Consider the following 18528-nt stretch of genomic DNA (forward strand, 5'->3'; position numbering starts at 1 on the left):
GAGAGAGAGAGAGAGAGCATCCGCAGCCATTATTCAGGATGCCGAAAATCTGCATGAAGATAACAGAAAAAATACGTTTGGCCGCATCCGCGAAAAGTTGCGGCCGGCCCGCCGCTCTGCTCATCCCGGCTCTGGCTGTCGTCCTATGCCTTCAGTGCCTCCCGGCCCAAGCGACCACAATACGGGTGGGCTTTTACCCCCAAGCCGGCTTTCACGAGTACGATCATGGTCGGCCTGCGGGCTATGACGTGGAATATCTGGAGAAAATCCGCAGACGCACCGGCTGGTCCTTTCAATTCGTGCCCGCTCCCACCTTCAAGGCCGCCCTGGAAATGCTCGACATGGGCGAAATCGACCTGCTCGGCGGCGTCCAGTGGACTTCAGAGCGCGCCGCCCGCTATCGTTACTGCCCCTACGCCAGTGGCACCACCTCCGTGGCCCTGATCACTCTGAAAAAAAACCGGGAGCTCATCTTTGAGGACTTCCAGCGCCTTGCCGGGCTGCGCATCGGCAGCGTCAGAGGGTACGAGCGCGCGAAAGGCTTTGCGGACTATATGCGGATGCAGGGCTGCGTCCCGCCCCGGCTGACGGAATACGACGATATTGCCGAGGTGCGGCAAGCTATGCACGCCGGAAAACTGGACGCCTTCCTATACAGCATCACCCATCTGAACGACGATGAAAAGGTGCTGGCCCGCTATAATCCCACGTCCTTTTTCTATATCACCGGCAAAGAGCACTTCGCTCTCATGACCGCGCTGGAAGAAGCCATCGGTCAGTTGAAGCTGAATCAGCCGGGTTTTGAGATCCAGCTGCTTCAGACCTATTTTCCTCAAATCGCCCGGACCCCGCTGAACAAAACGGAACTGGACTTCATCGCGCACAGCCCCTCCTTGCGCGTGGGCTATGCTCCGGCGCGCAGGCCCATCTCCTGGATGGACGAAGGCACGGGACAGGCCATGGGCATTCTACCGGACCTGTTGCGCCTGCTGGCCCAAAACAGCGGGCTTCGGTTCACCTTTGTGCCCATGTCCGACAAAAACGCCACGCCAGCGGACCATCTGGCGCGCGGCGACATCGACCTGGCGGCGGGGGTCATGATCAACACGGTCGACCAAATGGATCCGGCCTTCATCCTTTCGGTTCCGGCCCTGCGCAGCAGCATGTTTTTCTTCGGAAAAAAGGGACTCTCCTTCTCTTCCGGGCGACACCTTCGCGTCGCCTTGCCCGAGGACTGGCACGACGGCAGGCAATACGTGGCCGCTGTCTATCCGGCCTTCCACGTTCAGCTATACGCCGATACGGAGGCCTGCCTGAAAGCCGTGGAGCAGAACGAGGCCGACGTCCTGTTCCAAAACGCCTTTGCGGTCAATTACCTGCTGGCCAGGCCGCGCCACGCGAACATCATTTCGCTGCCCCAAAGCCAGGCCTTTGAAGACGCCCGTCTGGCCGTGAGCGCCGCAGCCCCCACGGAGCTGCTCTCCATTCTCAACAAAAGCCTGATTGGCCTGGATGAAAAACAGAAAGACCAGATCATCTCGGACAACATTTCCATCGTGACGGCCCCGCTGGACCTGACCGACTTTTTCCATCAGTATCAGGGAGCGCTCTTCATTATTGCCGCGCTGCTGCTGGCCGTGGGCACTGTTACGATCTACGCCCTGCGCCTGCGCCGCCGGAACGAAAAAGCCGCCCTGGAAAATGAACGCCGCCTGGCCTACATCACGGACAATATCGACGGCGGCGTCATCAGCCTGCGCATAAACGAAGCACTGAACATTCTGGACGCCAACCACGGCTTCTGGCAGATGCTCGGCTATGCCGAAGTCCCGCCCGGACATCCCGGTCTGGCGGCATACATTCATCCCGAGGATCTGCCCCGGGCAAGAAAACGTATTCGCGCCAAACAGTGCGGCGAGTCAGCCTCGGGCCTGGAATTGCGCCTGCGCCGCCGGGACGGCGGCTGGCTGCCGGTTCTGCTGCGCGGCAGCGCCATCAAGGAGGGCGACATGGACACGCCCATGCACTGCCTCGTGATGGACATCACCACCCTGACCGACATCCGGGAACGGCTCGCGCAGGAAGAGGAACTCTACCGCACCGTTCTGGAGCAATCCGGAGAAGTGGTCTTTGATGTGGATATGCGGAAGAGGCAGTTTCTGACCTCGCCCAACTTCCACACCAAGTTCGGACGGGAATGCGTGCCGTTCTATGGGGCGGACGGCAAGGTATGCAACAATCAGGCCGTGCATCCCGATGATGTGGATATCCTGGAAGAGCTGCGGCAGCGCATCCGCAACGGGGAGCGCACGGTCTTCGCCGTGCTGCGCATTCCGGCGGCCGACGGCCGCTTTATCTGGTGCCGGGTACAGACCACCCGCATCAGCAAGGACGGCGCGCCGCTGAGGATGGTAGGCAAAATAGTGGACATCGACGACGAAGTCCGCAAAAATACGGAACTGGAACGCCGCTCCCAGCGGGACAGCCTTACGGATCTTTACAACAAGCAGGCCTTCCAGGAAAAGGTGCGGCGTTGTCTGCCCGTGTCAAAGGAGTCCGGCAAGGAAAGCGCCCTGCTTTTCGTGGACCTGGACAACTTCAAGACCCTGAACGACACACTGGGGCATATGGTGGGTGACAAGGCGCTCGCGGCTGTGGGCAAAATCCTCAGCAGCGTGTTCCGCAACGCGGACGCTGTGGGCCGCTTCGGCGGAGACGAATTCTGCGTCTTTGTCCGGGGCATTCCTCGCAATGTTCTGCGGAAACGGGTGGAAAGCCTGCGCACGGCATTGCGGCTACATTTCGAGGAAAACGGGCAACATGTAGATCTGAGCAGCAGCATCGGCGTCTACCTTTTTGACGGCAACGAATCCTCCTACGAAGAAGCTCTGCAGCGGGCCGATCAGGCGCTATACCGGGCCAAGCAGTCCGGCAAGGACCGCTTCACCTTTCATGGCGAAACGGACGAATCTGGAAGCGCCTGAAACGAGATAAGCACTATTCCCCCGCTTACCCTCCCCGCAGCTTGAGCCAGCCCAGAAAGGCCACCCCTGCCACCAGGCAGGAGATGCTGCCCGCGGCGGTCACCGGCCCGCTCCAGAACGGCAGGGAACAGAGCAGCATGGACAGGCTGCCGCAGAGCAGGGCTCCGCTGTTGATGAGCGAGGTCACCGCGCCGTTGTCTCCCCGCACGCATTGCATCAGCAGCACTGTGGACGGCGGCCGGATGGCGCTGCCGCAAAAACTCACCGGCACATAGAGCAGCGCGAAATGCCACGGCCCCGCGTTGCCGAAGAGCAACAGCAGGCCCCCGGCCACGCAGACCAGCAGCAGATGGACGGCAATAACAAGGCCGCGCCGCCAATGCCGGAAAAAACGCATGTGCAGCAGCGGCCCCAGCAGGCTCATGCCCGCGTTGAAGGCGAAAAACCAGCTGTATTCCTGGGCGGACAGGCCGAACCGGGTCTGGAAGACATAGGACGAGACCGCCAGATAGGCCATGAAGGGCATGCTCATGGCCGAGAATAGCAGCAGGGGCGCACCGAAGCCCGGCGTGCGCAGAACCACGAAAATCCGCCCCAGGGCATTGAAGACGGAGCCCTGCGTGGCCCTGGCCCTGGTTTCCCGCAGGGCCAGGCCACCGGCCAGGGCCAGAAGCCCGCAGCAGGCCAGACACCAGAAAATGCCGCGCCAGTCGGTGAGCAACAGCAGGCTGCCGCCCGCCACTGGGGCCAGCATGGGGGCCAGGATGGTCACGGTCTGAATCCAGGTGACCACCTTTTCCATGGCCGAACCCCGCAGAATGTCCTTGACCACGGCCAGGGACATGGAACTGATGGCACCGCTGCTCACGGCCTGGAGGCCGCGCCAGAACAGCAGCGGGCCGATGGAACCGGCCAGGGCGATACCCACGCTGGACAGGACGTAGAACGCGCCGCCGGTGAGCAGCACCGGCCTGCGGCCGTATTTGTCGCTGAGCGGGCCCCAGATCAGCATGGACAGGGCAAAGAGCAGCAGAAAACCGCTCACCGTGAGGCTGGTCAGGCTGTAGGTGGTGTTCAGGGCCTCGGCCATGTGCGGCAGGGCGGGCAGATACATATCCGTGGAAAGCGGGGCAAAGGCGCTCAGAAACGCCAGATAGGCGATCAGCCGGCGGTTGCCCCATGCGAAAACGCTCCTGGGCATAGTCTTCCTTACAGCACTGTTATTTTCCGGGCCGCGACGGCCCGGCGCCGGACAAAGCAGACAAAAAAGCTCCCCGCCACGAAGGGAGCTTTTTTGCGATGCAGGTTTCAGGAAAACCGGCGGTAAAAAACCGCGCGGCTTATTTCCACAAATTGCCGTACTTGGCCGCAATAGCGTCGGTGCGCTCCACCAGCTTGTCCACTTTGGCGTCAAGGTCGTCGTAATTGATCGTGCCCACTTCCCGCGCGAGCAAATAGCCGAGATAGCCCTTGCCCTGGCTGAAGACCCAGCACACGCTGTAGACCGATCCCACATTGGGGCGGTCCTTGAATTCCGGGGCCGTACTCAGCAAAAGGCGCAACTCTGGCGCGTCCTTTTCTTCATCGGCATTGAGCGTGAACAGATTGCTCTGGTTGAAACGCTCCTTGAGCTTGGTGCTCAGGCGCGCGCCGATGCTGTCGTCGCCCTCGATCTGCACGCTGATCAAGGTGACGCGGTCCACGCCTTTTTCCGGCTTGTCCTGGACGGGTTTGCCCGCCTGAGGCGCGGCGGGCGTGGCCGCCAAGGCCGTGCCCGCAAGAGCCAGAACGCAGATGAAGGCCAAGGCACCGAACAATTTTTTCATATGGTTTTTCCTCAGTACAACAGAAATTATGACCAGCCGCCGTTGACCATGCCCCAGGCAGAGATGGGCGGCATATGCTCATGTGAACCAATTCTATACAATCTTTAGAAAAAGGCCAAGAGGGATGGACGCTCCGGACAGAGGTGACCAAGACATCATAATTTATATATTATTTAAAATAGTTACATGCACAACTACTTGTAAGGCCGCTCCACGCCAGCGTTGAGCAAAGTCACTCTGCCAACGAGCGGAAAGCAGATTGACGCTGCGCAAGGCCCGCGAAACGGGCTTTGCGGTCACGCTGAAGGGCCTGAGGTTTTCAGCTTAAGTTTCCACGAGCTCAACAGTGCTGTACACATCCTGGATCTTGAAAAGCAGATCCCCGATGCGCTGTAATTCGCGCGCCAGAATATGAATCACGAAGCCGTCCACTTTGGCGGCCTCATCCATCAATTCCAAGAGGGAGGCAAAGGCCATGACCGAGGAAGAGGCCATGGAAACCAGTTCCCGCAGCCCTTCCGCGTTCTGTTCCTCCAACAGCTCTTTTTCGCCACGCAACGCCAAGGGGGAAAAGCGATAAGAGCGAATTTCCTCTCGGGGCCGGTCGTCGCCTTCATCGTCGGGGGAAGGAGATTCCCGTGGGGCGGGGGAGCTGAGCAGGGCCTGGGCCGCATTCTGGAGCATAGCCGCCAGAGCGATGGGGTGAGGTGGGGCGGGCTGGACCTGTGAACGCTGATGGCTCGGGGAAGAACTGGGCATACGATGCCTCCAAGGATTTTTTTGATGGGGCCTTCAATATGAAAAGCTCCGGGTGCTCAAAACCGTCCTTGGAACGGCGGGCATATTTCCGGCAAGCCGGTATTGTATTAGCCCACACCCGGAAGAGATGACAGAGAATGCGCCAGAAGAAAGGCGCAAAAAAAGCCATGCTTTCGGGACGGCGGGCCGCCAAGGAATAAAGGTGTTTTGAAGCACCTGTGAAAGGCAGGGCAACACATTTTTGGGCGGTAGTCAAGGATCCCTTGGGCCTGTCGCAAAGACGACGTTTTGTGTGGCCCGCGACGGAGGTTTGCCGCGTCCCGCCCTTGAGCCGCGCGCGCGGAAAGGCTACACTACCAAGGTTCTTCCTGAGCGAAATCCATCCGCAAGGAGCCATCCCATGCAGCGAACCCTGATCATCGACGCCCTCAACGCCGAAAAGGCGCAAAACGCCATTACCATCTGCGGCTGGGTGCGCACCCGCCGCGACGCCAAGGGCTTTTCCTTTGTGGAGATCAACGACGGCTCCTGCCTCGCCAACATGCAGTGCATTGTGGACGAAGGCACCGAGGCCCACGCGGCTCTGGGCGAAGCCAATACCGGCGCGGCCCTGGCCGTGGTCGGCGAGCTGGTGCCCTCGCCGGGCAAGGGCCAGACATGGGAAGTGCGGGCCAAAAGCGTGACGGTCTTCGGCCTGGCCGATCCGGAAGCCTTCCCGCTTCAGAAAAAGCGCCATTCCGACGAATTTCTGCGCGGCATCGCTCACTTGCGCGCGCGCACCAACAAATACGGCGCCGCCTTCCGCATCCGCTCCGAAGCCGGACGCGCCGTGCACGATTTTTTCCACGGGCGGCGCTTCGCCTGGGTGCACACCCCGGTGCTCACCGGCTCGGACTGCGAGGGCGCGGGCGAGATGTTCCGCGTGACCACCCTTGCGCCGGGCGAGAAGAACACGGACGGCGACTTCTTCAACCGCCCGTGCAACCTCACCGTGTCCGGCCAGTTGGAGGCCGAGGCCCTGGCCCTGGGCCTGGGGCGGGTCTACACCTTCGGGCCCACGTTCCGGGCCGAGAACTCCAATACCCCGCGCCATGCCGCCGAATTCTGGATGATCGAGCCGGAAATGGCCTTCGCGGATCTTTCTGATCTCATGGAGCTGGGCGAAAGCCTCACCCGCCACGTCATTGAGCATGTGCTGGCGCACTGCGAGGCGGACGTGAAGCTCTTCGACAATTTCGTGGACAAGGGCCTGCTGGAACGCCTGCAAGGCATGCTGCGCCAGCCCTTCGCCCGTGTGCCCTATGTCGAGGCCATCCGGATTCTGGAGGACAGCGGCAAGGAATTCGCCTTTCCCGTGACCTTCGGCGTGGACCTGCAAACCGAGCACGAGCGTTACCTGGCCGAGGAGCATTTCCAGCGGCCGGTCATTGTTTACGATTATCCCAAGGAAATCAAAGCCTTCTACATGCGGGCCAACGACGACAATGAGACCGTGGCGGCCATGGACATGCTGGTGCCGCGCATCGGCGAACTTATCGGCGGCTCGCAGCGCGAGGAGCGCCTGGACCGGCTGGAAGCCCGCATCCGCGAGCTGGGCCAGAATCCCGAGGATTACTGGTGGTATCTGGATCTGCGGCGCTTCGGCAGCGTGCCGCACGCGGGCTTCGGCCTGGGCTTCGAGCGCCTGCTGATGCTGCTCACGGGCATCACCAATATCCGCGACGTGATACCCTTCCCGCGCACGCCGGGCAATCTGGAATTTTAGCGTCAGCCAATATGCCGTACGCGCAGTCCGCCCGCCTCATGAACGACCATGAGGCGGGCGGAGGGCAAAAAGACCGGCAATCAGCGTTTCCTTAAATATTCTTGTACCGCGCGCCGTTGGCCGCCGAGCTGACCAGATGGGCATAGCGCCGCAACACCGGATAGGGGCAGTCCTTTTGGGGCCTGACCAGTTCGGCGCGGCGTTTTTCCAGTTCGGTCTCGTCCACCAGCAGGTCCAGCTTACGGCCCGGAATGTCGATGTGGATAGTGTCGCCCTCTCGCACCAGGGCAATGATCCCGCCGTCGGCGGCTTCCGGCGAGATGTGGCCGATGGCCGCGCCGTTGGTGCCGCCGGAGAAGCGGCCGTCCGTGAGCAGGGCCACGTCCTTGCCCAGGCCCATGCCGGTGATGGCCGCGGTGGGCGAAAGCATTTCGCGCATGCCCGGCCCGCCGCGCGGGCCTTCATAGCGGATCACCACGCCGTCGCCGGGCTGGATCTTGCCGTCCAGAATGGCTTGCATGGCATCCTCTTCGGATTCGAACACCCGGGCGCGCACGTCGCGGCGCATCATTTCCGGAGCCACGGCCGACTGCTTGACCACCGCGCCGCCGGGCGCGAGGCTGCCGCGCAGAATGGCGATGCCGCCCTGCTTGGAATAGGCCTGGCCGATGGGATGGATCACGTCCGGGTCCTCAATGCGGGCGTTGAGCGCCTTGAGGTTCTCGCCCACGGTTTTGCCGGTGACGGTCAGACAGTCCTTATGGATCAGCCCCAGCTTGTCCAGTTCGCTCATGACCGCCGGGATGCCCCCGGCATTGTCCAGGTCGACCATGAAATGCTTGCCCGCCGGGGAAAGTTTGCAGAGATTGGGGCTCTTGCGGCTGACCTCGTCAAAAACTTCCAGGCCCATGTCCAGGCCCGCCTCGCCAAACACGGCGGGCAGGTGCAGCACCGTATTGGTGGAGCAGCCCAGGGCCATGTCCACGGCCACGGCATTGGCCACGGATTCGGGGGTGACGATGTCCAGCGGGCGGATATTGTTCTTGAGCAGGTCCATGACCCGCATGCCCGCGGTCTTGGCCAGGCGCACGCGCGCCGCGCTCACCGCCGGGATGGTGCCGTTGCCGGGCAGGGCCACGCCGATGGTTTCGGCCAGGCAGTTCATGGAGTTGGCCGTGAACATGCCCGCGCAGGCCCCGCAGCCGGGACAGGCCCGCTCGGCCATGCGCTCCAGCTCGTCTTCGCTCAAAGTGCCGCTGCGCACCCGGCCCACAGCCTCGAAAACCGTGATCAGGTCGCCGCGCGTGTGCGGCCCGAGATTGCCGGGCAGCATGGGGCCGCCGGAAACCAGCACCGAGGGCAGGTTCAGGCGCATCATGGCCATGAGCATGCCGGGCACGCATTTGTCGCAGTTGGGGATGAAGACCAGGGCATCAAAGGCGTGGCCACGGGCCATGATTTCAATGGAATCCGCGATAAATTCGCGCGACGGCAGGGAAAAGCGCATGCCCTCGTGGTTCATGGCGATGCCGTCGCACACGGCAATGGCCGGAAACTCCAGGGGCGTGCCGCCGGCCATGCGCACACCGGCCTTGACGGCCGAGGCCAGGGCATCCAAATGCATGTGGCCGGGCACCACCTCGCTGGCGGCGTTGACCACGCCCACCAGGGGGCGTTCCATTTCCTCCCTGGTCAGGCCCAAGGCGTAGAGCAGGGAACGGTGCGGGGCTTTTTCCAGCCCGCTCTTCATCTTTTTGCTGCGAGCATCATCCATGGCGGCAATCCTTTGAGGTAAAAAACAACACGACCCGGCGCGATCTCGGCATGCCGGGCAACGGATTTGTCATACGGCAAAAGTCCGCGCCCGTAAACACGCCCGGCGCACGGGCCGGACTGCCGCCGCGCCCACCGGACGAAACCCATGCGCGGCCGGCGGACGGAAACAAACTCAGGCCGTGGCCGCCGGGCCGGAATAGTGCACATGCACGAGCCGCCATCCCCGGCCGGGCCGCCGGACATAAATCTGGCTTTCCCGGCCGCTGGTGTGCCGCTCGCCGTTGTCGGCGCGTCTGGTGGCCGTGAACTCCCAGTCGAATTCCGCCACGGCCGCGTCGCCGTAAAGATGGATGATCGGCTCGCCCGTGAGCCTGAGTTCACGCCTGGAAAAGGTATTCGCCATGGTTTTGGTATAGAAGTTGTCCCGAATGGCTTCCCAGCCGCGCTCATGCCCGCGCGGATGGATAAAGGAAGTTTCCGGCGCAGTGTCCCAGACCTGTTCCGCCAGTTCCGGCTTGTCCGCGTGGATGATGGATTCGCGGTACATCTCGATTTTGTCGCGCAGTTCTTTTCCGGCATTGTCCTGATCTATCATGGCTGTTCCTTCGGATACGCGCGCGGTTCCGGCGTCAAAGCGGAAGCCGCGCCTTTGGTGCGGTTAAAACATGCCCTTGCGAGGCGGGTTGCCGGAAAAATCGGCAATGACGTATTCGCCGTGTTCAAGGCAAAGCGAGGCGAACACCGGGTTGTCCGCGCTGCCGTAGATGCCCTTGATCAGCGGCTGGGCAGCCAGGACGCGCTCCTTCACGGCCATGTCGTCCGCCAGCGCCATCTTGCCCGTCAGGCGCAGCCAGGTCATGTCCTGCTTCACGGCGCAGATTTCCACCGCCGGATTGGCCTGCAACTGCTTGAACACATCCTTGTTTCTGGCCGTGCAGAACCAGAGCTTCCCGTCCCGCTCAAACTGGAACTGGAAAGCGCGCACTCTGGGCTGCGTGCCGTCCATGGTGGCGATGAAGCACATGGGCGCTTCCGACAAAATCCGCGAAATTTCCTGCAATTCCTTACTCATGACATTCTCCTTGCGGCGGGGGCATTGCGTCCCGTTTCAGATTTTCCAGTACAGCGCAAAGGCCCCTGACGCAGGCCTCCCGCTCTTCCCGGTCCATGCCGCGCCAGGCCGTACGCAACATGGCAGCGGAGATTTCCTCCTGCATGCCGCGCAGGCCCTCGCCCCTGGCGGTCAGCACGATGCGCTGCACCCGCGCGTCCGCAGGATCGGGCTCCCGGCGGCAATAGCCCCGCTCTTCCAGGGTTTTGATCAGGCCGGTGACGGTGTTTTTCCGCCTGTCGATGGCCTCCGCCAGGGCGCTCATGCTCAGGGGGCCCTGGCGGAACAGCGCGTGCAGCACCGCGCCGTGGGCGGGCAACAGATCCGTGACGCCGCGTTCGGCCAAAGCCCTGAGCAAAAAGGCATTGGCCTGCTCACGCACGGCGGCGGCCAGGGCGATGACGGCATCCGTACTCTGTTCCATAGTCTTGCCACTCCAGTTTATTCGTGGGCGAACTAACCCGTGCAGCCAAATTAATTCGCCCACGAACCAATGTCAAGATTTTCCTCCCACCGCAAAAAATCCGCCGTTTCCCGGCCCGGTTCCCGCCGCTACGGGCGCGGTCGGGCGACGGCGCTTTGCGCAAAAAGCCCTTTAGGCTTTTTGAGAAAATGTGTAGATTGCCCGCATGCAAAGCTCCACGCCCACCCTGGCCCGCCGCTATGCCTTCAAGCTGCTGGCCAACGTGGCTTCCGTGCCGGTGTACCTGGCCATGGAGGCCATTCTGCCGCGCGCTCTCGGCCCGCGCATGTACGGCAACTACAGCTTTGCCACCAATCTCTTTCAGCAGCTTTCCGGCTTTCTGGACATGGGCACCTCCACCTGCTTTTACAACGCCCTGTCCCGCCGCCAGAACGAAACCGGCCTTATCGGCTTTTACTTCCGCATCAGCCTGCTGGTGGCCCTGATCAGCCTGTTGGCCGCCCTCTGCATGCTGATTCCGCCGGTGGGGGGGCTGCTCATGCCCGACGTGCCGCTCTGGCTCGCGCCCCTGGCCGCGCTCTGGGCTTTTCTGACCTGGTGGGGCCGGGTGCTGCGCTCCATGAACGACGCCGTGGGGGCCACAGTCTCCTCGGAAATGGTGCGCACCGTGATCTCCCTGCTGGCCGTGGCTCTGCTGGGCGTGCTGTTCTGGGGCGACTGGCTGAACATCCACAGCCTCTTCGCCCAGCAATATCTCATGCTCGGGGCCACGGCCCTGGGCTACTGGCTGGTCACGCGCCGCCACTGGCGCGAGCGCGAGGAAAGCCTGCGCTTCCATCTGAGCAAGGCGCAGAACCGGGCCTATTGCCGCGAATTTTTCGACTACAGCCACCCGCTTTTCGTCCAGGCCCTGCTTTCCTTTCTGCTGCTCACCGCCGAGCGCTGGCTGCTGCAATGGTTTGACGGCAGCGCGGAACAGGGCTTCTTCGCCCTGTCCCAGAAAGTCAGCATGGCCTGTTTTCTTTTTGTCTCCGCCATGACCCCCCTGATCATGCGCGAGCTTTCCATCGCCTGGGGCCAGAAGGACCGCGTGGCCATGGCCCGGCTGCTGACCCGTTTCGCCCCCCTGCTTTACGTGGTGGCGGCCTATTTTTCCTGCTTTACCCTGGCCGAGGGCCCGGCCCTGGTGAACATCTTCGGCGGCGCGGAATTCACAGCGGCCATCCTGCCCGTGCAGATCATGGCCCTCTATCCCCTGCACCAAGCTTACGGCCAGCTGGCCGGCTCGGTCTTTCACGCCACGGGGCGCACCCGCGTGCTGCGCAATATCGCGGCCCTGGAGTGCGTGTACGGCTTTGCCACGGCCTGGTTTCTGCTGGCCCCGCCGGACCTGTTGGGCCTCAACCTCGGGGCTGTGGGCCTGGCCCTGAAAACCGTGTGCGTGCAATGCCTGACCGTGAATTTGTATCTCTGGCTGGCCTCGCGCTTCATTCCCCTGAACTTCTGGCGCAACTTCGCCCATCAGATCTGGAGCCTTGCCGCCCTGCTGCTGCTGGCCTTTGCCTGCCGCGAGCTGACCATCGATCTGGGCTTCGGCGATCTGGACTCCTTCCGCCGCTTCTTCATTTCCGGCGTGCTTTACAGCCTGCTCTGCCTGGGCCTCTGCCTGGCCGTGCCCCAGGTGCTGGGCCTTTCCCGCCGGGAATTGCGCGAGCTGTTCATCCGCCTGAAAAAATCCCGCCGGGGTGCGCAGGGCAGACATCTATAATGCTATGTTCCTGCCATCGCTACATGCCGTGATGATCCAGAAAAACCAGCCTTTCGTGCGCTGCCTGAAGTGCGTAAACATCCCTTGCATTCTTGCGGCGCAGAGACTATCGTTTTTCCCACCGGCTGGGGGAGCCTTTACGGCTGAGAAAGGGTGTTAGCGCCCTGACCCCTAGAACCGCGCAAACGCGCGGCTCTGCACCTGACGCAGATAGTGCTGACGAAGGGAAGCTGGCCGACCTGCCGCCGCAGGTTCGCGCTCGCCCGCAGACATTCCGGTCCGCGGGCTTTTTTTGTTTTCGGGAGGTTCGACATGGATGTGATCGTCAACGGCGAAACCGAAACCTGCACGGAGGCCGCCAGCGTGGCGGATCTGCTGCAAACGCGCGGTCATGACCCCAAGACCGTGGTCGTGGAGCACAACGGGAACATTGTCCCCGCCGACGCTTTCGCGGCCACGCAACTGCACGGCGGCGACGTGCTCGAAATTGTGCAGTTTGTGGGCGGCGGCTAGAACGGCTTTCTCTTTTCCCGCGGGCGGCACGGTCCGAGGGGAGAGGTTGAAGCCGTTTTTCCCTTTTCCGACATCAGAACATCCTGACGGAGAAAGATATGAATGATCCCTTTGTGGTCGGCGGCGTGACCCTTAAAAGCCGTCTGTTCATCGGCACGGGCAAATACAGCGCCGACAGTCTGATTCCGGCGGTGGCCGAGGCCAGCGGCGCGGAAGTCATCACCGTGGCCATGCGGCGGGTGGAAAAAGGTCAGCAGGGCATCATGGGCCATATTCCCAAGACCATGCGCCTGCTGCCCAACACTTCGGGGGCGCGCACCGCCGATGAGGCCGTGCGCCTGGCCCGTCTGGCCCGCGCCGCGGGCTGCGGCGACTGGGTCAAGATCGAGGTCATTTCCGACACCCGCCATCTGCTGCCCGACGGCTATGAAACCGCCAAGGCCACGGAAATTCTGGTCAAGGAAGGCTTCACCGTGCTGCCCTATATCAATCCGGATCTTTACGTGGCCCGCGCCTGCGCGGAGGCCGGTGCCTCGGCGGTCATGCCGCTGGGCGCGCCCATCGGCACCAACCGGGGCCTGCGCACCAGGGAAATGATCGCCATCCTCATTGAGGAGCTGGATCTGCCCGTGGTGGTGGATGCGGGCATCGGACGTCCCTCCCAGGCCTGCGAGGCCATGGAGATGGGCGCGGCGGCCTGCCTGGTGAACACGGCCATTGCCTCTTCCGACGATCCCGTACGCATGGCCGGTGCCTTCAGGGCCGCCGTGGAAGCCGGACGCAACGCCTGGCTGGCCGGAGCCGGCGCGGTTATGGCGCGGGGCGAGGGAGCTGAGGCATCGTCGCCGTTGACGGGATTTCTGCGATAGGGGATATGCCAGATGGAAAATTTTCAGGAATTTTTGCGGGCCTGGCCCGCCGAGCGCCGGGCCGGGGGCGTGGCCGACGTCACCCCGGCCAAGGTGCTGGCCGTACTGGACAAGGACGTGCTGCAGCCCGCCGACTTTCTGACCCTGCTCTCGCCCGCCGCCGGGGAATGCCTCGAAGCCCTGGCCCGCAAGGCCCATGACCTGACCCTGCGCTATTTCGGCAGGGCCGTGAACATTTTCACGCCGTTGTACATTTCCGACGTGTGCACCAATCAGTGCCGCTATTGCGGCTTCAACGCCAAAAACAAGCAGCCGCGCCGCCATCTCAGCGTGGAAGAAGCCTATGCCGAGGCCAAGTCCATCGCGGAGATGGGCTTTCAGCATATCCTGCTGCTCACGGGCGACGCGCCCAAGCTCTCCTCGCCGGAATACATCGCCTCGGTGGCGCGGCGGATCAAGCCGCTGTTCGCCTCCGTGGGCGTTGAGGTCTATTCCCTCACCGTGGAGGAATATTCCCTGCTGGTGGAAGCGGGCGTGGACTCCATGACCATGTTCCAGGAGACCTACAATCCCGAACTCTACGCATGGCTGCATCCCGTGGGCCCCAAGCACAACTACGGCTTCCGCCTCAACGCGCCGGAACGCGCCGCGCGCGCGGGCATGCGCTCTCTGGGCGTGGGCGCGTTGCTGGGCCTGGAATCTTTCGAACAGGACGCCTTCGGCACGGGCCTGCATGCATGGTGGCTGCAACGCAATTTCCCCGGCGTGGACGTGAGCGTGTCCATCCCGCGCATCTGCCCGCACGAAGGCGATTTCGACGTGCAACATGCGGTGGACGACCGCCATCTGGTGCAGTACGTCACCGCGACGCGTTGCTTTTTGCCGCGCGCGGGCATCACCTGCTCCAGCCGCGAAAGCGCCTTCATGCGCGACCATCTGGTGCCCCTGGGCGTCACCCGCGTGTCCGCCGGGGTGTCCACGGCCGTGGGCGGCCGGGCCACGGAGGACATGCACAACCCCGGCCAGTTCGAGATCACCGACCACCGCAGCCTGGAACAGATGAGTTCCGCTCTGGCGGGCATTGGTTATCAGGCGGTGATCAAGGATTGGGAAGACCCGGCGGCATAATCGTTCAGCAAACGGCGTGTTCGTGGACTCTTTCCGTGCACACGCCGTTTTTAGAGCATTTCAACTCTGAAATGCTCTAACCCCGAACACGGTGAGGCGCGCCGCGAAGACCGACCCGACGGGCGGCCCGTAAGGCCGTGCCTGTAGCCCAAAGGGCGTACAGGCATCGAGAGCAACGCGGCGTGGATTCCGGCAAAGCGACCGAAGGCAGCCCGAAGGGCTGTCCCCGTTGGCGACAACGGAGCCATACGGGGATCGACAGCAGCGATAACCGCACTTTTTCCGGAATGCCCCCTTTGAAACGCAAAGCGTTTCAAAGGTAATCCGCTCTAGACCAGGATTGCACCCATGCGGACGCCGGATCTGGAAATTCTTCTGAAGCGGCATGGCTTCCCGCTGTATGTCTATGACAGAAAAGCGATATCCGGGCGGATCGCCCGGCTGCGGGACATCTTCAACGGCTTCGACATCCTGTATTCCATGAAGTGCAACAGCAACCGCGAAATCTGCCGGCATATGGCGGATTGCGGTGCGGGCATTGACGCGGCCTCGAAAAATGAGGTGCTCACGGCGCATGCTCTGGGCGTTCCCAGGGAAAAAATCCTGTTTTCAGCCCCCGGAAAAAGCGATGACGATCTGCGGGAAACGTTGGATAAATGCCTGATTATCGCTGATTCCTATACCGAGCTGCAAAGGATCGACGCCATCTGCGCAAGCCGGAACATAACGTGCGCGGTGGGCCTGCGCGTCAATCCGGATTTTTCCTATGGGCCGGGACCCTGCCCGGCCATGCGGCCCGGCCTGCCCGACAAATTCGGCGAAGACGAGGAAGGCTTGCCCGCGCACCGGGATTTTTTGCACCGCCTGGAGCATGCGCGCCCGACGGGCATCCATGTCCATGCGCGCAGCCAGGTGCTCAGCGCCGATGCCCTGGGCCGTTGCTTCGAGCATGTGGCGCGTCTGGCCCGCGTCTGGAATCACGGCCTCGGCATGCCCCTTGAGTTTATCGACTTCGGCGGCGGCCTCGGCATTCCCTACGCCGGGGAAATGCGATCCCTGAACATGGAACGGCTTCGCGGTCATCTGGCGGGCCTGCTGCGTCTTATTCCGCAAGACGGTCCGGTTCCGGCGCGCCGCTATGTGGAAAGCGGACGTTTTCTGGTGGGCGATGCGGGCGTCTTCGTCACCCGTATTGTTGACATCAAGCGCTCGCGAGGCAAAACTTTCGTCATCGCGGCGGGCCTGCTCAATCATTTTCTGCGTCCGGCCATTGCGGGCCTGTTTGAGGCCCTGCCGCTTGAACCGACATACGCCGGACCTTGCGAACCCTTGTGGAGCGGGCGCGGTACATATGTTCCCAAAGCCCTCGGCCTGCCCGCGCCCGCTGAAATAGTCACCATCTGCGGCAATCTGTGCACCGGCATGGATACTGTGGCCAGAGACGTCGTTCTGGAAAACGCCGTTGTGGGCAATATGCTGATTTTTGAAAACGCGGGCGCGTATGCCGCCGCGCTGAGTCCGCACGGTTTTTCCAGCCATCCGGAAGCCAGGGAATTCCTGTGGGGCTGAACCTCACGAAGCCTCTCCGCACAACGCAATAAGGAAACACCCATGATCAACAGCCTGCGCCAGGGTCTGACCCGCTATTTCACTCCGGAACAACTGGCCAGGCTGCGCGCCGCGCGCGTGGGCCTGGCCGGGGCCGGCGGCCTGGGTTCCAATACGGCGCTCATGCTGGCACGTTGCGGGGTGGAGGATCTGCTGCTGGTTGATGACGACGTGGTGGAGCCGTCCAATCTCAACCGCCAGCAGTTCTGGCCGCGCCATCTGGGAAGCCCCAAGGTGGAAGCCCTGGCTGAGTTACTGCGCGAGCTCAATCCGGACATCCGGGTGGAGACGCGGCGGCTGCGCCTGGGCCCCGCCGATCTGCCGGAAATCCTGCCCTCCTGCCCGATCTGGGTGGAAGCCCTGGACGATCCGGAAGCCAAAACCATGCTGGTGGAGCGTGCCCTGCTGGACGGGCGCATGGTGGCCAGCGCCTCGGGCATGGGAGGCTACGGCGGCCCCCCCATGCAGAAACGCCGCCTGGGCCGCCTGACCCTGGTCGGGGACTTTACCACCGACGTGCTCGCGGCCCCGCCCCTGGCCCCGCGTGTCACCCAAGCCGCGGCCCTGCTGGCCGACGCCGTGCTGGAATTTATTTTGGGGGAGGAAGCATAGAGGTGTGCTGCGGTCAGGGCAAAGGCTTGACGGAAATTTCGCGGTAGACGCCCCTGGCCGGGTCAAAGGCAATGACGCGTTCCGCCCAATGGCGCAACGGCTCGTCAGACTCGCAGGAACCTTCCAAGCCTATGGGCAAATCCGGGGCGACGACGTGGAAAGCGTCCCAGGAGCGACCGTCGATACGGCGTTGTTTGACCGTCACCGCCGGGCCTGCAGAGCTGTAGCCCGCGTTGAAAAAACCGAGCGGGGTGTAGAAATTATCCCCGCAACCCAGAAAAAGCTGACTGGCCCATAGATTCAAGAGCGGGTCTTCGTTGAACATGAAATCCATGATGCCGTCATGGTTGAGATCCGTGGGGACGATATTACGGGTTTCGCCATGATACGCGGATTCCAGCTGCTGCTGCCGGGGCCAGTCTTCCCTTTTTTCATGCGCCGCCGTGAGCCGCTTCGGGTCAAGAGGCAGAACAGTCATGATTTCCAGTTCTCTCCAGCGTTCCTTGGCTTCTTCCACCCCGATGCGGGCCTCGGGCGTTCCCACCCGCCGGATGCTCGCCGCAAGCCGGGCCGCTTCAGCGGACTGCCCGGATGCGTCCTTCTTTGCCTTACGGCCGGACTCCCGCTCTTTTCGCTCCTCGTCGTACTTCAGGCTCTCCAGCTCCCGCGCTTTTTGGGCGTCGTCATAGGGCATCAGCTCCAAATAAAAGAGAGGGGCGTCGGCGGGCATGCCCGCCCCCCGGCACTGCGGCGGCTTGAAGGCCGCATTGGCCGCACAGAGCGGCAGCACAGCCGGTGCGAGCAGGGCCGCCAGCATCAGCGGAACCAGCAGGGCCGGAACAAGGCCGCGCAAACGCCGGATATGGGCAAAACGCAGACGCCCCATGCGGGTTCCCCTTCGGAGGACGGATTAGGTCCTGTTAACACTATTTGACAAAGAGCGAGTATTCCGTAAGAATGTCTTATGCAAATTACTCGCGAACAATATGAGAGAATCGCTGACTGCTTCCCGCGCCAAAGAGGTAATGTCCATTTTGACAATCTCCAGGTGTTGAATGCGATTCTGTACGTTGCGGAGCATGGGTGTAAATGGCGTGGACTGCCGAAAAATTTTGGCTGTTGGCACAGCATCTACACGCGCATGAACCGCTGGAGCAAGAACGGAGTTCTTGACCGTATATTTGAACGCCTTCAACAAGAGCAGATACTCCGCCTTAAAATAGAAGCAGTTTCTCTCGACAGTACTATTGTTAAGGTTCATCCCGATGGAACAGGGGCCTTAAAAAAACAGGTCCGCAGTCCATCGGAAAGTCCAGAGGCGGCTGGACGACCAAGCTTCATATGGTTGCCGCGAATGCTGAATGCGCGTTGAATTTCAGCCTCAC

Annotated in this window: 15 protein-coding genes and 2 pseudogenes; 9 read left to right on the forward strand and 8 right to left on the reverse strand. The window is 62.2% G+C overall.

What is annotated here, in order from left to right:
• Positions 1–53 precede the first annotated feature (53 nt).
• Positions 54–2984 carry a transporter substrate-binding domain-containing diguanylate cyclase gene (locus HMPREF1022_RS10860; RefSeq protein ID WP_198005360.1) on the forward strand — a complete coding sequence of 977 codons (2931 nt, stop codon included), beginning with the start codon at positions 54–56 and terminating at the stop codon, positions 2982–2984.
• A gap of 25 nt (positions 2985–3009) precedes the next feature.
• Here the strand turns inward: HMPREF1022_RS10860 and HMPREF1022_RS10865 are convergent, their stop codons facing one another.
• The 3 genes from HMPREF1022_RS10865 to HMPREF1022_RS10875 form a co-directional block, all read right to left on the reverse strand.
• Positions 3010–4185: an MFS transporter gene (locus tag HMPREF1022_RS10865; protein WP_009303128.1), complete on the reverse strand. Its 1176-nt coding sequence runs from the start codon at positions 4183–4185 to the stop codon at positions 3010–3012.
• Positions 4186–4324: 139 nt separating this feature from the next.
• Positions 4325–4810: a hypothetical protein gene (locus tag HMPREF1022_RS10870; protein WP_009303129.1), complete on the reverse strand. Its 486-nt coding sequence runs from the start codon at positions 4808–4810 to the stop codon at positions 4325–4327.
• A 324-nt stretch (positions 4811–5134) separates the two neighbouring features.
• Complete coding sequence (locus tag HMPREF1022_RS10875; RefSeq protein WP_009303130.1) at positions 5135–5569, reverse strand: hypothetical protein; 435 nt, start codon at positions 5567–5569, stop codon at positions 5135–5137.
• Positions 5570–5969: 400 nt separating this feature from the next.
• On the opposite strand from HMPREF1022_RS10875, the gene asnS reads away from it, so the two are divergent.
• Positions 5970–7334, forward strand: coding sequence for an asparagine--tRNA ligase (gene asnS / locus HMPREF1022_RS10880; protein WP_009303131.1), 1365 nt, complete (start codon positions 5970–5972; stop codon positions 7332–7334).
• Between the two features lie 91 nt (positions 7335–7425).
• Here asnS and ilvD read toward each other — a convergent pair whose 3' ends face one another.
• The 4 genes from ilvD to HMPREF1022_RS10900 form a co-directional block, all read right to left on the reverse strand.
• Complete coding sequence (ilvD, locus tag HMPREF1022_RS10885; RefSeq protein WP_008682546.1) at positions 7426–9108, reverse strand: dihydroxy-acid dehydratase; 1683 nt, start codon at positions 9106–9108, stop codon at positions 7426–7428.
• Positions 9109–9282: 174 nt separating this feature from the next.
• Positions 9283–9705, reverse strand: a complete 423-nt coding sequence (locus HMPREF1022_RS10890; protein WP_009303132.1) for a YybH family protein — start codon at positions 9703–9705, stop codon at positions 9283–9285.
• Between the two features lie 63 nt (positions 9706–9768).
• A complete protein-coding gene (locus tag HMPREF1022_RS10895; protein WP_009303133.1) occupies positions 9769–10182 on the reverse strand; it encodes a pyridoxamine 5'-phosphate oxidase family protein in 414 nt (137 codons plus the stop codon).
• Positions 10175–10645, reverse strand: coding sequence for a MarR family winged helix-turn-helix transcriptional regulator (locus tag HMPREF1022_RS10900; protein WP_009303134.1), 471 nt, complete (start codon positions 10643–10645; stop codon positions 10175–10177). Before HMPREF1022_RS10900 ends, HMPREF1022_RS10895 begins: the two co-directional genes overlap by 8 nt.
• A gap of 205 nt (positions 10646–10850) precedes the next feature.
• Here HMPREF1022_RS10900 and HMPREF1022_RS10905 point away from each other — a divergent pair, with 205 nt between their 5' ends.
• The 6 genes and pseudogenes from HMPREF1022_RS10905 to thiF all read left to right on the forward strand — a co-directional run.
• Positions 10851–12413 carry a lipopolysaccharide biosynthesis protein gene (locus HMPREF1022_RS10905; protein WP_008682550.1) on the forward strand — a complete coding sequence of 521 codons (1563 nt, stop codon included), beginning with the start codon at positions 10851–10853 and terminating at the stop codon, positions 12411–12413.
• A gap of 312 nt (positions 12414–12725) precedes the next feature.
• Positions 12726–12926, forward strand: coding sequence for a sulfur carrier protein ThiS (gene thiS / locus HMPREF1022_RS10910; RefSeq protein WP_008682551.1), 201 nt, complete (start codon positions 12726–12728; stop codon positions 12924–12926).
• Between the two features lie 98 nt (positions 12927–13024).
• Entirely contained in the window at positions 13025–13795 is a 771-nt protein-coding gene (locus tag HMPREF1022_RS10915; RefSeq protein ID WP_009303135.1) for a thiazole synthase, read from the forward strand.
• A gap of 12 nt (positions 13796–13807) precedes the next feature.
• Positions 13808–14923 (forward strand): 2-iminoacetate synthase ThiH, encoded by a 1116-nt coding sequence (gene thiH / locus HMPREF1022_RS10920; RefSeq protein WP_008682553.1) that lies wholly within the window; start codon positions 13808–13810, stop codon positions 14921–14923.
• A 348-nt stretch (positions 14924–15271) separates the two neighbouring features.
• The gene (locus HMPREF1022_RS10925; protein ID WP_009303136.1) at positions 15272–16492 is read left to right on the forward strand and encodes a diaminopimelate decarboxylase; all 1221 of its coding nucleotides are present in this window, start codon (positions 15272–15274) and stop codon (positions 16490–16492) included.
• A 39-nt stretch (positions 16493–16531) separates the two neighbouring features.
• Positions 16532–17143, forward strand: a pseudogene (thiF, locus tag HMPREF1022_RS10930) (sulfur carrier protein ThiS adenylyltransferase ThiF); the annotation flags it as partial.
• A gap of 13 nt (positions 17144–17156) precedes the next feature.
• Here the strand turns inward: thiF and HMPREF1022_RS10935 are convergent.
• Entirely contained in the window at positions 17157–18029 is an 873-nt protein-coding gene (locus HMPREF1022_RS10935) for a hypothetical protein (RefSeq protein ID WP_008682563.1), read from the reverse strand.
• A gap of 78 nt (positions 18030–18107) precedes the next feature.
• Between HMPREF1022_RS10935 and HMPREF1022_RS17445 the strand changes: the two are divergent.
• Positions 18108–18528: pseudogene (locus HMPREF1022_RS17445) on the forward strand (IS5 family transposase); the annotation flags it as partial.

The organism is Desulfovibrio sp. 6_1_46AFAA (assembly GCF_000224635.1).
In the GTDB taxonomy this organism is placed as follows: domain Bacteria; phylum Desulfobacterota; class Desulfovibrionia; order Desulfovibrionales; family Desulfovibrionaceae; genus Desulfovibrio; species Desulfovibrio fairfieldensis.

Coding starts and splice junctions, on each gene's coding strand:
- HMPREF1022_RS10925 (WP_009303136.1), top strand. CDS start 15,272: ATGCGGACGCCGGATCTGGAAATTCTTCTGAAGCGGCATGGCTTCCCG.
- HMPREF1022_RS10905 (WP_008682550.1), top strand. CDS start 10,851: ATGCAAAGCTCCACGCCCACCCTGGCCCGCCGCTATGCCTTCAAGCTG.
- HMPREF1022_RS10875 (WP_009303130.1), bottom strand. CDS start 5,569: ATGCCCAGTTCTTCCCCGAGCCATCAGCGTTCACAGGTCCAGCCCGCC.
- HMPREF1022_RS10895 (WP_009303133.1), bottom strand. CDS start 10,182: ATGAGTAAGGAATTGCAGGAAATTTCGCGGATTTTGTCGGAAGCGCCC.
- HMPREF1022_RS10865 (WP_009303128.1), bottom strand. CDS start 4,185: ATGCCCAGGAGCGTTTTCGCATGGGGCAACCGCCGGCTGATCGCCTAT.
- thiS (WP_008682551.1), top strand. CDS start 12,726: ATGGATGTGATCGTCAACGGCGAAACCGAAACCTGCACGGAGGCCGCC.
- HMPREF1022_RS10870 (WP_009303129.1), bottom strand. CDS start 4,810: ATGAAAAAATTGTTCGGTGCCTTGGCCTTCATCTGCGTTCTGGCTCTT.
- HMPREF1022_RS10915 (WP_009303135.1), top strand. CDS start 13,025: ATGAATGATCCCTTTGTGGTCGGCGGCGTGACCCTTAAAAGCCGTCTG.
- HMPREF1022_RS10860 (WP_198005360.1), top strand. CDS start 54: ATGAAGATAACAGAAAAAATACGTTTGGCCGCATCCGCGAAAAGTTGC.
- asnS (WP_009303131.1), top strand. CDS start 5,970: ATGCAGCGAACCCTGATCATCGACGCCCTCAACGCCGAAAAGGCGCAA.
- thiH (WP_008682553.1), top strand. CDS start 13,808: ATGGAAAATTTTCAGGAATTTTTGCGGGCCTGGCCCGCCGAGCGCCGG.
- HMPREF1022_RS10890 (WP_009303132.1), bottom strand. CDS start 9,705: ATGATAGATCAGGACAATGCCGGAAAAGAACTGCGCGACAAAATCGAG.
- ilvD (WP_008682546.1), bottom strand. CDS start 9,108: ATGGATGATGCTCGCAGCAAAAAGATGAAGAGCGGGCTGGAAAAAGCC.
- HMPREF1022_RS10900 (WP_009303134.1), bottom strand. CDS start 10,645: ATGGAACAGAGTACGGATGCCGTCATCGCCCTGGCCGCCGCCGTGCGT.
- HMPREF1022_RS10935 (WP_008682563.1), bottom strand. CDS start 18,029: ATGGGGCGTCTGCGTTTTGCCCATATCCGGCGTTTGCGCGGCCTTGTT.